Annotated in this window: 11 protein-coding genes; all 11 read right to left on the bottom strand. The window is 72.2% G+C overall.

Annotation, left to right across the window (positions count from 1 at the left end; all coding sequences use genetic code 11):
- Window positions 1–13: 13 nt before the first annotated feature.
- A complete protein-coding gene (locus ISOVA_RS04700; RefSeq protein ID WP_013838111.1) occupies window positions 14–1,996 on the bottom strand; it encodes a VanW family protein in 1,983 nt (660 codons plus the stop codon).
- Window positions 1,997–2,151: 155 nt separating this feature from the next.
- On the bottom strand, window positions 2,152–2,565 hold the full coding sequence (locus ISOVA_RS04695) for a DUF6113 family protein (protein ID WP_013838110.1): 414 nt from the start codon (window positions 2,563–2,565) through the stop codon (window positions 2,152–2,154).
- On the bottom strand, window positions 2,562–3,602 hold the full coding sequence (locus tag ISOVA_RS15945) for a PIG-L family deacetylase (protein ID WP_233275990.1): 1,041 nt from the start codon (window positions 3,600–3,602) through the stop codon (window positions 2,562–2,564). The genes ISOVA_RS04695 and ISOVA_RS15945 overlap by 4 nt, the downstream gene beginning before the upstream one ends.
- A 65-nt stretch (window positions 3,603–3,667) precedes the next feature.
- Window positions 3,668–5,578: a translational GTPase TypA gene (gene typA, locus ISOVA_RS04685; RefSeq protein ID WP_013838108.1), complete on the bottom strand. Its 1,911-nt coding sequence runs from the start codon at window positions 5,576–5,578 to the stop codon at window positions 3,668–3,670.
- 55 nt (window positions 5,579–5,633) lie between these two features.
- Window positions 5,634–7,328 carry a BCCT family transporter gene (locus tag ISOVA_RS04680; RefSeq protein ID WP_143762057.1) on the bottom strand — a complete coding sequence of 565 codons (1,695 nt, stop codon included), beginning with the start codon at window positions 7,326–7,328 and terminating at the stop codon, window positions 5,634–5,636.
- 97 nt (window positions 7,329–7,425) lie between these two features.
- Window positions 7,426–9,171 (bottom strand): dipeptide ABC transporter ATP-binding protein, encoded by a 1,746-nt coding sequence (locus ISOVA_RS04675; RefSeq protein ID WP_013838106.1) that lies wholly within the window; start codon window positions 9,169–9,171, stop codon window positions 7,426–7,428.
- Window positions 9,168–10,142: an ABC transporter permease gene (locus ISOVA_RS04670; RefSeq protein ID WP_013838105.1), complete on the bottom strand. Its 975-nt coding sequence runs from the start codon at window positions 10,140–10,142 to the stop codon at window positions 9,168–9,170. The genes ISOVA_RS04675 and ISOVA_RS04670 overlap by 4 nt, the downstream gene beginning before the upstream one ends.
- Window positions 10,135–11,061, bottom strand: a complete 927-nt coding sequence (locus ISOVA_RS04665) for an ABC transporter permease (protein WP_013838104.1) — start codon at window positions 11,059–11,061, stop codon at window positions 10,135–10,137. The genes ISOVA_RS04670 and ISOVA_RS04665 overlap by 8 nt, the downstream gene beginning before the upstream one ends.
- 224 nt (window positions 11,062–11,285) lie before the next feature.
- Entirely contained in the window at window positions 11,286–12,926 is a 1,641-nt protein-coding gene (locus ISOVA_RS04660) for a peptide ABC transporter substrate-binding protein (RefSeq protein WP_013838103.1), read from the bottom strand.
- 202 nt (window positions 12,927–13,128) lie between these two features.
- The gene (locus ISOVA_RS04655; RefSeq protein ID WP_013838102.1) at window positions 13,129–13,827 is read right to left on the bottom strand and encodes an ABC transporter ATP-binding protein; all 699 of its coding nucleotides are present in this window, start codon (window positions 13,825–13,827) and stop codon (window positions 13,129–13,131) included.
- Window positions 13,824–14,699, bottom strand: a complete 876-nt coding sequence (locus ISOVA_RS04650; protein ID WP_013838101.1) for an ABC transporter ATP-binding protein — start codon at window positions 14,697–14,699, stop codon at window positions 13,824–13,826. The genes ISOVA_RS04655 and ISOVA_RS04650 overlap by 4 nt, the downstream gene beginning before the upstream one ends.
- Window positions 14,700–14,744: the final 45 nt, after the last annotated feature.

Below are 14,744 nucleotides of genomic sequence, written 5' to 3'. Positions count from 1 at the left end.
GCCCTCCCGTGTCCTAGCCCTGGCTCTCCGGAGCATCGCAGACGATGCCGTTGTCCGGCTTGTACGTCCAGGAGTAGGACTCGTCCTTGACCAGCTCGCCGTCGCGGTAGACCTTGCGGTAGTTGGTGATCGAGAAGCCGTCGTTGCCCGCGGGGTACGGCTCGCAGTCCGGCTCCGACCTGTGGACGGTCGTGGTCGGGACGACGTCGCGCTTGCCGCTGTCGGACGTGCGCACCTCGTAGTACTTCGTCGACCAGATCGCGACGTGCACCTGGCCGCCCGAGACCCACGACTGCATGAGCGCGCCGTACGGGGTGTCGTTGCGGAACTTCACGTCGAGCGCGCCGACGTAGATGGTCGCCTCGCGCCCGGCCGGGTACCGCGAGAACCAGTAGCTGTGCGGCCGGTGCTCGACGTCGTCGAAGCCCGCGAAGTAGCCGGCGTTGTAGACCGTCGTCGCCATCTGGGAGAGCCCGCCGCCGACACCCTCGGTGTGCACGCCGTTGGAGACCACGCCCGCGGCGAAGTACCCGTTCTCGAGCGTGATCGGCGAGAGCGCCTCGAGCAGGGAGAACGTCTCCCCCGGCTCGACGAGCGTGCCCGTCACGAGCTGGGCACCGCGCACGAGGTTCTTCGTGCGGATCGGCTCGCTGGTCAACGGGGTCGAGAAGGAGGCGACGACCTCCTTGACGCCGAGCTCCTCGAGCGCCTGGCGGGTGGTCTCCGGGTCCTTCTGGACGGTCGCGACCTCGGTGGCCCGCTCGTCGCCGAGCGCCGCCGCGCCGACGGCCTGCGACACCTCCTCCGGGTCGAGCGTGGTGCCGGGCTCGCCGCCGACGATCACGGGCTTGCCGCCCGAGAACTCGAAGTGGGCGTCGTCCGGCTCGGACAGGAGGTCGTTCGTGCGGTCGACGATCGCGGTGGTGAGCAGGTCGCCGTCGAACTGCGGCTCGAGCGCGCCGTCGGCCGGGACGAACGAGGTCGCCTCGGCGAGGACCCGCTCGGGCAGCTCCGGGTTCTGGCCCCCCACGCTCACGCGCACCGGCGCGGACACGATCTTCTCGGCCTGCGCGAGCGCGGCGTCGGTCGCACCCTGGTCGACCTGCGGCGGCACGGGCCGCGTCGGCAGCTCGACGGGGCCGGGCCGCACCAGCCAGCTCGACGTGACGGCGTCGGCGGCCTCCTCGACGACGACCTCGGTGCCGTCCTCGGAGGGCGTGGCGACGGGCTCGCCGTCGGCGAACGTGACCGTGCCGTCGACCGGCTCCGCGCGCAGCGACTCGGCGACGCCCTCGAGCGTCGCGTCGAGCGTGCCGCGCGAGACCTCGACGGCGGGAGGCACCTCCTCCGCGCCCACGAGGTGGTCCCACAGCCGGGCCGGGCTGAGCGAGAAGCCCGTGAGGTCCGCGACCGTGCCCTGCGCGTCGAACGCGAGACCGGCGTCGGCGGGGTCGACCGTGCTCGACGCGTCGCCCGCGGTGAGCGTGATCGGCTCGGCGGCGCGCGGCCCGAGGCCGCGCTCGAGCGCCGCGACGGCGTCCGGCGCCGTCATGCCGCCGATCTCGACGCCCGCCACGGTGGTGTCCTGGGGGACCTTGTCCGACACGAGCCACTGCGCGCCGACGTACAGGCCGGCGCCGACGACGAGGCCCAGCCCCGTCCACGCCGCGACCTTGGGCAGCCGGCTCGGCGCGCCGTCGCCCTCGAGGCCGGCGATCGGCGACCCGCCGCCCGCGGGCGGCGCGGGCGGCGCCGACGCGGCGGACGCGGGCGATGCGGGCGCCCCCGGGCCGGGCACGCTCACGACGGGGAGCACCTGGGTCGGGTCGCCCTGCGGCGGACCGGTCCGCGGGGCGGACACGGTGCCGAGCCTGCGCAGCTCGTAGGCGCGGACCTGGGGCTCGTACGGTGCGTCGGCAGCCGGGTCGGGGTGCGTCGACCCCGGCTCGGGGGTGGTCTGATCGGGCGCGGGCTCACGCTCGGTCGGATGGCCCATCGACACGCTCCGTGCGGGTAGGACTGCAGGAGGACGATCGCAGGGGTGAGCCGTGCGGGGACGTCCGTATCCCCTGGATCCTACTCGCGCAGGGCGTGACGCGGCGTCTCAGGAGCGGGTGAAAAGCCGCAAACGGGGCGGCGTCCACAGGGTCGTCACAGGACCCGACGACGCACGGGCCGGTCCGAGAACCACGAGCGCGGCAGGAACGCGACGACGGCCAGGACGACGAGGCCACCGTAGGTCCACCACAACCCGATCGGCTGGGCCGGGACGAGCACGTCGCCGCCCGGCCCCGAGACCGCGAGCACCTGCACCGCGAGCAGCCACCCGGCGCCGCAGCCGAGCAGCGCACCGAGCCCGGACCACGCCCGGCACACGACGCCGGTCGACGCCGTGAGCGCGAACGCGAGCACGATCCCCACGGGCAGGTCGAGCCACGTGGTCCGGTGCGTCACCGTCCCGAGCACGCCGGCGACGACGCCGAGCCCGACGGCGAGGAGGACGTGGACGACGACGGCGCGGCCGCGCGACGGCGCGGCGTGCGTGGGCGGTCCGGACGGGGTCATCGCGCCGAGCCTACCTGCGCGAACGGCACCACCGCGTACGTCTCGACCGCGAGCAGCGGCGCGAGCACGGCGTTGCTCAGCGCGTACCAGCCGACGACGTCGGAGCCGTCGGCCCGTCCGTCGCGGACGGTCACGTGCTGCACCTGGGTCGCGTGGGCGCGCAGGGCGTCCGCCACGCGCCCCAGCACCGCCGCGGCGTCGACGCGCACGAGCCGGCCGGCGCGGTCGAGCTCGTCGACGCGGGCGTCCGCCACGGCGACGGGCGGCAGCGCCTCGTCCGGGTCGGGCAGCGTGAGCCCGGCCCCCGGGACGAGCCGGCGCACCTCCTCGAGGTCCGCGAGGTCGCGCCGCGCCGCGCGCAGCCGCCCGGCCGGGACGACGACCTCCCACCGCGCCGGGACGCGCCACGGCTCGCCACCGAGCGCGGCGTCCGGGTCGGCCGCGAGCTCGAGCGCGCGCACCGTGACCTCGTGGGCGCGGACGTGGTCGGGGTGCCCGTACCCTCCGCCCGCGTCGTACGTCACCACGACGGCGGGGCGCCGGTCGCGCACGACGGCCGCGAGCCGCGCGGCCGCCTCGTCGAGCGGCACGCGCGCGAACGCCGTCGGCGGCGCGTCGTCCGCCGGCCCGGCGATCCCCGGCGCGACCCACGCCATCCCGGAGTCCTCGTACCTCGTGTCAGAAAGCTGGTGGGCTCTGTCCCACCGCCCTTCTGACAGCCGCTCCGACGTGTCAGAAGGCTGGTGGCCCCTGGCCCACTGAGCTTCTGACAGCACCGACGACACGCGGTCGAGGAAGACATGGTCGGCAACGCCGAGCGCCTCCAGCGCGGCGGCGAGCTCCCGCTCGCGGTACGCCGCCAGTGCCGGTCCGTCCCCCTCGAGGTGCCCCACGCCGGTGGGGTGGGTCGCGCTGTCGATGACCTCGCCCCGCTCCCCCCGCGTGCACGTCACGACGGTCACCGGCGCACCCGACGCCGCCCACGAGGCCAGCAGCCCACCCGTCGACAACGTCTCGTCATCAGGGTGCGCATGCACGGCCAGCAGCGCCCCGGCAGGCGCGTGCGGGACCGCGGCGGTGGGAGACGACACCGAACGGAAGGTCAGGCGCGCTTGGCCCGCGCCGTCGCCCGCGCCCGCTCGGTCGCGTCGAGCACGACCTTGCGGATGCGCACGACCTCGGGCGTCACCTCGACGCACTCGTCCTCGCGCGCGAACTCGAGGGACTCCTCGAGCGTGAGCTTCTTCGGCGGCACCAGGTTCTCGAAGCTGTCCGCGGTCGACGACCGCATGTTCGTCAGCTTCTTCTCCTTGGTGATGTTGACGTCCATGTCCTCGTTGCGCGAGTTCTCGCCGACGATCATGCCCTCGTAGACCTCCTGCGTGGGCTCGACGAAGAACGTGCCGCGCTCCTGGAGGTTGATCATCGCGAACGGCGTGACCTTGCCGGCCCGGTCGGCGACGAGCGAGCCCGTCGCGCGGGACTCGATCGGGCCGTGCCACGGCTCGAAGCCCTCGGAGATGGACGAGGCGATGCCGGTGCCGCGCGTCTCGGTGAGGAAGCGCGTGCGGAAGCCGATGAGGCCGCGCGCCGGGACCATGAACTCCATGCGGACCCAGCCGGTGCCGTGGTTGGTCATGGTCTCCATGCGGCCCTTGCGCTGCGCGAGGAGCTGCGTGACGGCGCCGAGGTACTCCTCGGGGACGTCGATCGTCATGCGCTCCATGGGCTCGTGGACCTTGCCGTCGATCGTCCTGGTGACGACCTGCGGCTTGCCGACGGTGAGCTCGAAGCCCTCGCGGCGCATCTGCTCGACGAGGATCGCGAGCGCGAGCTCGCCGCGGCCCTGGACCTCCCAGGCGTCGGGGCGCTCGGTGGGCAGCACGCGCAGCGACACGTTGCCGACGAGCTCCGCGTCGAGGCGGTCCTTGACCTGGCGGGCGGTGACCTTGTGACCCTTGCCCCCCTTGCCCGCGAGCGGCGAGGTGTTGATGCCGATCGTCATCGAGATCGCCGGGTCGTCGACGGTGATGAGCGGCAGCGGGCGCGGGTCCTCGGGGTCGGTGAGCGTCTCGCCGATCATGATGTCGGCGATGCCGGCGACGGCGACGATGTCGCCGGGGCCGGCGGACTCGGTCGGGACGCGGTCGAGCGCCTTGGTCTCGAGCAGCTCGGTGATGCGCACGCTCGACAGCGAGCCGTCGTGCCGAGCCCACGCGACCGTCTGGCCCTTGCGCAGCGTGCCGTTGAAGATGCGCAGCAGCGCGAGGCGGCCGAGGAACGGCGACGCGTCGAGGTTGGTCACGTGCGCCTGCAGCGGCATCGACTCGTCGTACGTCGGCGCCGGGATCTTCTCGAGGATCGTCGCGAAGAGCGGCTCGAGGTCCTCGTTCGCGGGCAGCGCGCCGTCGGCGGGCTGGTCGAGCGACGCGCGGCCGGACTTCGCCGAGGCGTAGACGACCGGAACGTCGAGGATGGCGTCGAGGTCGAGGTCGGGCACCTCGTCGGCCAGGTCGCCCGCGAGCCCGAGCAGCAGGTCGGTGGTCTCGGCGACGACCTCGGTGATGCGCGAGTCGGGCCGGTCGACCTTGTTGACCACGACGATGACCGGGAGCTTGGCGGCGAGCGCCTTGCGCAGCACGAACCGGGTCTGCGGCAGCGGGCCCTCCGAGGCGTCGACGAGCAGCACGACGCCGTCGACCATCGACAGGCCGCGCTCGACCTCGCCGCCGAAGTCGGCGTGCCCGGGGGTGTCGATGACGTTGATCGTGATCCCGCCCGGCTCCCCCGCCGCCGCCGCGGCCGGGCCGGCGTACCGGACGGCCGTGTTCTTGGCGAGGATCGTGATGCCCTTCTCGCGCTCGAGGTCGCCCGAGTCCATGACCCGGTCGTCGACCTGCTGGTGCGCGGCGAACGCGCCGGCCTGGCGCAGCATCGCGTCGACCAGGGTGGTCTTTCCGTGGTCGACGTGGGCGACGATCGCCACGTTGCGCAGGTCGGAGCGCACAGACATCTACGGTTCTCTTTCCGTGGGGATGGGGCTCCCGGGAGCCCGGGGCCGGTCTATCCTACCCGGGCGAGCCCGGCCGTCCCCGCCGGCCGAACCGTCCGGGCCGGCGCGACGCCTCGGCCGCACCGTCCTCCGGCCCCGGGACCGGCACGGCTCCCTGCGCCGCGAGGCTCTCGGTGACCGACTCCGTGACCCGCGAGGCGACGCGCTCCTCCAGCTCCCGCCGCGCGGCGCGACGCTCGGCGCGCAGGATCGCGCGGTGCTCGTCGCCGAGAGCCCGGAGCGTGGCCGCGCACATGGCGATCATCACGACCGAGAAGGGCAGCGCGATGAGGATCGCGGCGGTCTGCAGCGCCTGGAGGCCGCCCGCGAGGAGCAGGGCGATGGCGACGAGCCCCTCGAGGATCGCCCAGGACAGGCGGCTCCACAGGGGCGGGTTCGGGTTGCCCCCGTTGGCGAGCATGTCGACGACGAACGAGCCGGAGTCGGACGACGTCACGAAGAAGACGACGACGAGCACGATCGCCACGACGGCCATGACCGACCCGCCGGGGAGCGCGTCGAACAGCTGGAACATCGCGGTGTCGGTGTTGACGGCGTCGCCGTCGAGCATCGACCCGGGCCGCGTCATCTCCTGGTGCAGGCCCGCGCCGCCGAAGACGCCGAACCACACGGTCGTGACGAGCATCGGCACGACGAGCGTGCCGAGGACGAACTCGCGCACCGAGCGGCCGCGCGAGATCCGGGCGATGAACACGCCCACGAAGGGCGCCCAGGAGATCCACCAGCCCCAGTAGAAGATCGTCCAGCCGGACTCCCACGCGAGGCCCTCCTCACCGCGGAAGGCGAGCGTGTCGAACGTGAGCCGGACGACGTTGTTGAAGTAGTAGCCGAAGGACTGGACCCACTCGCGCAGGAGGAACAGGGTCGGCCCGAGGACGAGCACCGCCGCGGCGAGCACGGCGGCGAGGACCATGTTGCCGTTCGAGAGCCACTTGATGCCGCGCTCGAGGCCCGAGGCGACCGAGATCGCCGCGATCGCCGTGATCGCGGCGATGAGGCCGATCTGCAGCCCGAGCGAGGGCTCGACGACGTCGAGGTAGCCGAGGCCGGCCGAGATCTGCAGGACGCCGAGCCCGAGCGACGTCGCCACGCCGAAGACCGTGCCGACGATCGCGACGACGTCGATGAGGTTGCCGAGCCAGCCCTTGACCCGGTCGCCCAGCAGCGGCTCGAGCGCCCAGCGGATCGAGACGGGCCGTCCCTTGCGGTGGACCGCGTACGCGACCGCGAGCCCGACGACGACGTAGATCGCCCAGGCGTGGAAGCCCCAGTGCAGGTAGGTCTGACCCATGGCCGCCTGGGCCAGGGACGGCTCGTCCCCCGTGACGCCGGGCTTGGGCGACACGAAGTGCGACAGCGGCTCGGCGACGCCGAAGTAGACGAGCCCGATGCCCATGCCGGTGGCGAAGAGCATCGAGAACCACACGGGGAGCCTGAAGGCGGCCTCCTCGTCGTCGGGCCCGAGCACGATGTCGCCGTACCGGCTGAGTCCCATCCAGATCGCGAAGACGACGAAGCCCGCGACGATGAGCACGTAGTACCAGCCGAAGACGCCGATGACCTCCGACTGGAGCGTGGTGACGACGCGGGACATCGCGTCGGTCGCCACGACGGCGATGACGACGAAGACGGCGATGGCGCCCGCGGCGGGGTAGAACACGGCGGGTGTGGGTCGTGCTGGCCTGTTCATGCAGCCCAGACTTTCGTGGAGCGCCTCCACCGGCAAATCCAGAGGGCACCGGCGGACCGAGGTCCGCCGGTGCCCTCCGGGCGTCGGGCGCGGGCGCTCAGCTCGCGAGCTCGGCGCCCTCGAGCCGCGCACCCGGGATCGCGGCCAGCAGGTCGCGCGTGTACTGCTCGCGCGGGTTGTCGAAGACCTCGTCGGTCGCGGCCTGCTCGACGACCTTGCCGTTCTGCATGACGACGACGGTGTCCGCGATCTGACGGACGACCGCGAGGTCGTGCGTGATGAAGAGGTACGACAGGCCCAGCTCGTCCTGGAGCTGGCCGAGCAGCTCGAGGATCTGCGCCTGGACGAGCACGTCGAGCGCGGAGACCGCCTCGTCGAGCACGATGACCTCGGGCTTGAGCGCCAGGGCGCGCGCGATGGCGATGCGCTGGCGCTGGCCGCCGGAGAGCTCGTTGGGGAAGCGGCGCATGGCGGACTGCGGCAGCGCCACCATGTCGAGGAGCTCGCGCACGCGCGCCTCGCGCTGCTTCTTGTTGCCCACGCCGTGCAGGCGCAGCGGCTCCTCGATCGAGCGGTAGATCGAGAACATCGGGTCGAGCGAGCCGTACGGGTTCTGGAACACCGGCTGGATGCGGCGCCGGAACGCGAACATCTCCTTGGCGTTGAGCGTCGAGACGTCGACGCCGTCGAACTCGACCGTGCCCGACGTCGGCTCGAGAAGGCCGAGCACCATGTTCGCGGCCGTGGACTTGCCCGAGCCGGACTCGCCCACGAGCGCGAGCGTGCTGCCGCGCTTGAGCGTGAAGCTCACGTCGTCGACCGCGGTGAAGTCCGACGACGCACCGGGGCGCACGCCGCGGATCTGGAACACCTTGGTGAGGTTCCGCGCCACGACGATGTCGTCGGCGCGGACCGGCTCGGCGTCGGCGTGGTGCGCGAGCAGCTCCTCCGACTCCTCGCCCTGCTCGTGCGCCGCCTGGATGCGGCGGGACGCGAGCGACGGGGCCGAGGCCACGAGCCGCTTGGTGTACGGGTGCTGCGGGTCGGCCAGGATCTGGCGCGCCGGGCCGGACTCCACCACGCGGCCCTTGAACATCACGACGAGGTGCTCGGCGCGCTCGGCGGCCAGGCCCAGGTCGTGCGTGATGAACAGGACGGCGGTGCCGAGCTCGCGCGTGAGGACCTCGAGGTGGTCGAGGATCTGACGCTGCACGGTCACGTCGAGCGCCGAGGTCGGCTCGTCGGCGATGAGCAGCTTGGGCCGCGCGGCCAGGCCGATCGCGATGAGCGAGCGCTGGCGCATGCCGCCCGAGAACTCGTGCGGGTACTGCCGCGCGCGCCGCTCGGCGTCGGGCAGGCCGGCCTCGGCGAGCAGCTCGGCCACGCGCTGCTTGCGCTCGGCGCGGCCGCCCTGGAAGCCGTTGGCCTTGAGCGCCTCCTCGATCTGCGTGCCGATGCGCCACACCGGGTTGAGGTTCGACATCGGGTCCTGCGGGACGAGGCCGATCTCGCGGCCGCGCATGGCCTCGATCTCGCGGCGGTCGAGCCCGACGAGCTCGCGCCCGTCGAACACGATGCTGCCGCCGGTCACCTTGCCCGTGCCGGGCAGCAGGTCGATGACGCTGTGCGCGAGCGTCGACTTGCCCGAGCCGGACTCGCCGACGATCGCGACGGCCTGGCCGGGGTACACGGTGAGGTTGGCGCCGCGCACGGCCTGGACCTCGCCGGCCGACGTCGTGAACGACACGGCCAGGTCGCGGACCTCGAGCAGGGGCTGGTCGACCGAGCGGGTCTCGCCGGCCGGGGACACGGAACCGTTGGTCACGGGGAACTGGGTCGTCATCGCTTGCGTGCCTTCGGGTCGAGGGCGTCGCGCACGACGTCGCCCATCATGATGAAGCCGAGCACCGTCAGGGCCAGGCCGCCGGCCGGGTAGAAGAGGATCTCGGGCGCGACGCGGATCGACCGCTGCGCCGCCGAGATGTCCCCTCCCCACGACACGACGTTGGGCGGCAGGCCGATGCCGAGGAAGCTCAGGGTGGCCTCCGCGACGATGAACGTGCCCAGCGCGACCGTGGCGTAGACGATGATCGGGGCCGCGGCGTTGGGCAGCACGTGCTTGACGAGGATCGCGGCGCGACCCATGCCGAGCGACTTCGCCGCGGTCACGAACTCGTTGTTCTTGACCGACATGACCGTGCCGCGCGTGATGCGGGCGATCGACGTCCAGCCGAACAGCGCCAGCACGAGGGCGACCGTGAAGCTGGTCCGTTGCGGCATGACCGACATGATGACGATGGCCGCGAGCACGAGCGGGACGGCGAAGAAGACGTCGGTGATGCGGGACAGGATCGTGTCGAACCACCCGCCGTAGTAGCCGGCGATCGCGCCGATCGCGGTGCCGAGGATGATCACCAGCCCGGTCGCGAGGACGCCGACGACGACCGACGCCCGGGCGCCGTAGACGGTCCGCGCGTAGATGTCGCAGCCCTGGAAGTCGAAGCCGAACGGGTGGCCCGGCTGCGGGCCCGCGAGCGACTGCGCCAGCGTGCACTGGCGCGGCCCGAGCGACGTGAACAGGCCGGGGAACGCGGCGACGACCACGACGAGCACGATGATCGCGCCCGCGACCCAGAACATGGGCCGGCTGCGCATCTCGCGCCACGACTCGCGCCAGAAGCTCGACGGCGCCTCGCTGGTGTCGACGGCGTCGACCGCGCCGAGCCCGCCCTCGTCGAACGGGGCCGTGTAGTGCTCCTGGCCGCGGCGGGGACCCGGCTGCGCCGGGGTCGAGGGGTAGCGGTTCTCAGGCATAGCGGATCCTCGGGTCGAGCGCGGCGTACAGGAGGTCGACGACCAGGTTGGCGACGATGTAGATCAGCACCAGCACGGTGGTCAGCGAGACCACGGTGACGTTCTCGCCGCGCAGGATCGCCTGGTACAGCGTGCCGCCGACGCCGTTGATGTTGAAGATGCCCTCCGTGACGATCGCGCCCGCCATGAGCGAGCCCAGGTCGGCGCCGAGGAACGTCACGACGGGGATGAGCGAGTTGCGCAGGACGTGACGCCTGGTGACCTGGCTGCGGCGCAGGCCCTTGGCGCGGGCGGTCCGTACGTAGTCGGCCGACAGGTTCTCCGCGACCGACGTGCGCGTCAGGCGCAGCACGTACGCGAAGGACACCGCGCCGAGCACGATCGCTGGCATGAGCAGGCTGCGGAAGTTCGGGTCGCGTCCGGCGGTCACCGGCAGCCAGCCCAGCTGGACGCCGACGACGAACTGCAGGACGAAGCCGATGACGAACGTCGGCACGGCGATGACGAAGAGGCTCATGACGAGCACGGACCCGTCGAACCACCCGCCCTTGCGCATCCCGGCGAGCAGGCCGAAGGCGATGCCGAAGACGGCCTCGAAGACCAGGGCCATCAGGGCCAGCTGGAACGTCACCGGCAGGGCGCCGGCGATCACGTCGAGGATCTCGCGGCCGCGGAAGTCGACGCCGAAGTCGAGCGTGAACACGCCCTGAAGGAAGAGCAGGTACTGGACCAGGAAGGGCTTGTCGAGGTTGTACCGCTCGCGGATCTGCTCCTGGACGGCCTCGGGGAGACCGCGCTCCCCACCGAGCGCGGCGACCGGGTCACCCGGAAGCAGGAAGACCATGGCGTACAGCAGGAGCGTCGCCCCTAGGAACACAGGGATCACCTGCAGGAGCCTGCGTCCGAGATACCAGAGCATGCGTAGTCGTCTCCTCGTGGGCACCGGGGTTCTCCCGGCGCTACGGGTCATCTTTCCGGATCGGGAGTGGTCCGGACAGCGAGGGGGCGGGGTGCGCCGTGACGCACCCCGCCCCCTCGCGACGGGTGGTCGCCCGCGACCGTACCTGACGCGGCCGACCTGCTCCCAATCCGCGACCGGGACACCGGTCCGCGCGAGCGGTCGGTGCCCCGGTCAGGCCGGGGTCACTCGGACTTCGTGACCTCGTGGAGGATCGGGTCGCTGTCCCAGCCGAACTGGACGTTGTCGACCGTGGCGGCGTAGCCGGCGGTCGCGTTGTTGTACCAGAGCGGGATGCCCGGGAGGTCGCGGAACAGGATCTCCTGCGCCTCCTTGTACAGCTCGGTGGCCTCCTCGGGCGACTCCGCCGCACCGGCCTCGGTGAGCTTGGCGTCGAACTCCTCGTTGGAGTACTGCATGTCGTTCGAGCCGGCACCCGTGCCGTAGACCGGCCCGAGGAAGTTGCTCATCGCCGGCCAGTCGGCCTGCCAGCCACCACGGAAGAGGCCCGGGACCTCGCCCGCGTCACGCGCGTCGAGGAACTCGGCGAACGTCGGGTACGGGTAGAACTCGCACTCGATCTCGAGCACCGTGCGGATGTTGTTGCACACGGCCTCGACCCACGTCTGGTGGTCGGAGTCGGCGTTGGACGCGAGCTGGAGCGTGTAGTCGCCCAGCGGGTCCATGCCCTCGGCCTCGTCCCAGAGCTGCTTCGCGCCCTCGGGGTCGTACTGCAGCACCTCCGAACCGGGGATGTCCTCGGAGTAGCCGTCGATGACCGGCGAGGTGAAGTCGGTCGCCGGGGTGCGCGTGCCCGCGAACACCGTCTCGGTGACCTGCTCGCGGTCGATGGCCTTCGAGATGGCCTGGCGGCGCAGGTTGCCCGCCTCGCCCTCGAACTCCGGCAGCCAGGCCGGGACCTGGATGACCTGGATGACGGCGGCCGGCTGGTTGACGGCGCGGTCACCGAGGTCCGACTCGAACGTCTGGAACGCCGACGCCGGGACGTTCGTGATGATGTCGAGGTTGTCCGAGAGCAGGTCGTTGTAGGCCGTGTTCTCGTCCGTGTAGATCACGATGTCGATGCCGCCGTTCTGCGGCGTGCGCGGACCGGTGTAGTCCGGGTTCGGACGCAGCGAGATGACGTTCTCGTGCTCCCACGACTCGACCACGTACGGGCCGTTGCCGACCGGCGCGTCGGAGTAGATGTCCGGGGTCTCGAAGAACACCTCGGGCATCGGCATGAACGCGGTGTAGCCGAGCGTCCGCTCGAACTCGGCGTTCGGGAACGCGAGCTCGACGGTGAACGTGTGGTCGTCGACGACCTCGACCGCGATCTCCGAGTCCTCGGTCTCCGACCAGCCGGCGAAGTCGTGGAAGAAGTACTGCTGGTTCTGACCGTTGGACAGCAGCGCCGTGTACTTCCACGCGTCGACGTAGCTCTGCGCGGTGACGGGCGTGCCGTCGGAGAACGTCCAGCCGTCCTGGATCGTGATGGTCCAGTTCTGGTTGTCCTCGGACTCGATGGACTCGGCCATCTCGTAGTGGGTCGCGCCCTCGGCGTCGTAGTAGACGAGGCCCGCGAAGATGTTCTTGACCGCGAGGCCGCCGCCGACCTCGTTCGTCATGCCCGGCGTGAGCGGGTTCTGGGGCTCGGTGCCGTTGACCGTCACGATGCCGGTCGTCGCACCGCCCTCGGTGGCGCCGGCGTCGCCGCCCTCGCCGGTGTCGGTGTTGTCGCCGCCACCGCCGCCGCAGGCGCTCAGCACGAGCGCCGACGCAAGAGCGAAGGCGCCGATGCCTGCAAGTCGTCGTCGAGGTGTCACGTGTCCTCCTGGGTAGGTTCGCCCGCCGTGCCGGGAATGTGGTGCCCCCTCCGGCGGGGTGCAGGCGCGAGTGACGCACTGCACGATGCGCCGGTGAGCCTAATCACGCCCACGCCCAAAGTCACCCCGCTTGCCCGGTTTGACACCGAAACCGTGACCGTATCGGTATCTGGACGCAACGCACGGTTCACAGGAGCAACCGTCACGCGCTCCCTGCGACGCGACCGTCGCGGAGCGTGAGAACGCGGTCGGCGCGGGCGATGAGGTCGGGGTCGTGCGTGGTCACGACGGCGGCCACGCCGCGCGTGTGCACGAGGTCGCGCACGAGCTCCATGACGACCGCGGCGGTGCCCGAGTCGAGCTGGCCCGTGGGCTCGTCGGCGAGCAGGACGCGCGGCTCCGCCACGAGCGCCCGGGCGATGCCGACGCGCTGCTGCTGGCCGCCCGACAGCTCGTACGGCCGCTGGTCGGCGTGACCGGCGAGGCCCACGAGGTCGAGCGCCCGCGCGACGCGCTCGGCACGCTCGGCGGGCGGGGTGCGCCGCAGCCGCAGGGGGACCTCGACGTTCTCGGCCGCGGAGAGCACCGGGACGAGCCCGAACGACTGGAACACGTACCCGATCTCGTCGCGCCGCGCGGCCAGCACGTCGCCCGGCGGCATTGCCGTGAGCTCGCGCACCTCGTCGAGCCGGACCCGTCCCGACGACGGCCGGTCGAGACCGCCGAGCACGTTGAGCAGCGTCGTTTTGCCCGAGCCCGACGGGCCGCGGACGACGAGGAGCTCGCCGGGCGCGACCTCGAGAGAGACGTCGACGAGCGCGTGCACCTCGGACGCGCCCGACCCGAAGGTCCGCGAGATCCCCTCGGCACGCAGGGCGTACCCCGTGGCGGTGCGCGTCATGACGACTCCTTCCGGTCCGGTCGGACCTGGACGTGGTCGGGCTCGAGCGCGAGCCGCACGCGGTCGCGCAGGTCGAGGGCCTCGACGAAGTCGGGCGGCAGCTGCAGCCGGCCCACCCGGTCGAGCACCGCGAACTCCTCGGCGACGTGCCGCTCGGCCCCGTGCTCGTCGACCTCGGTGCGGCGCAGGACCTCGGTCGACGTGCGCCCGTCGCGGATCTGGACCGTGCGCGCGACGTGCTCGGAGACGGCCGGGTCGTGCGTCACGACCAGCGTGGTGACGCCCGTCGCGTGGTTGACCGACCGCAGCGCGTCGAGGACCTCGACGCTCGTGGCCTCGTCGAGCTCGCCCGTCGGCTCGTCGGCGAGCAGCACGCGCGGCGCGTTCGCGACGGCCACCGCGATCGCGACGCGCTGCTGCTGACCGCCCGACATCTGCGCCGGACGCCGCTCGGCGACGTCGACGACGTCGAGCAGCTCGAGCAGCTCGGCCACGCGGGCGGCGCGCTCGCCGCGGGTCCCGGCGCCCGCCAGCTCGAGCGGCAGGCCGACGTTCTCCGCCGCCGTGAGGTACGGCAGGAGGTTGCGCGACGTCTGCTGCCACACGAAGCCGACGGTGTGCCGCTGGTAGCGGACGCGGTCGCGCCCGCCCATCGTGAGCAGGTCCGTGCCCGCCACGACGGCCGAGCCGCCGGTCGGGGTGTCGAGGCCCGACAGGATGTTGAGCAGCGTCGACTTCCCCGAGCCCGACGCGCCGACCACGGCGACGAGCTCGCCCTGCTCGACCGTGAGGTTGAGGCCCTGCAGCGCCTGCACCTCCACGCCGTCGGTCGCGAAGATGCGCACCAGGTCCCGGCACAGGATCTCGCTCACGCCCCGCCTCCCTCGTCGTCCCGTCGTCCCATCCGTGAACCGCCT

The sequence above is a fragment of the Isoptericola variabilis 225 genome, assembly GCF_000215105.1.
Lineage (GTDB): Bacteria > Actinomycetota > Actinomycetes > Actinomycetales > Cellulomonadaceae > Isoptericola > Isoptericola variabilis_A.
This window is presented reverse-complemented; position numbering and strand designations above follow the sequence as displayed.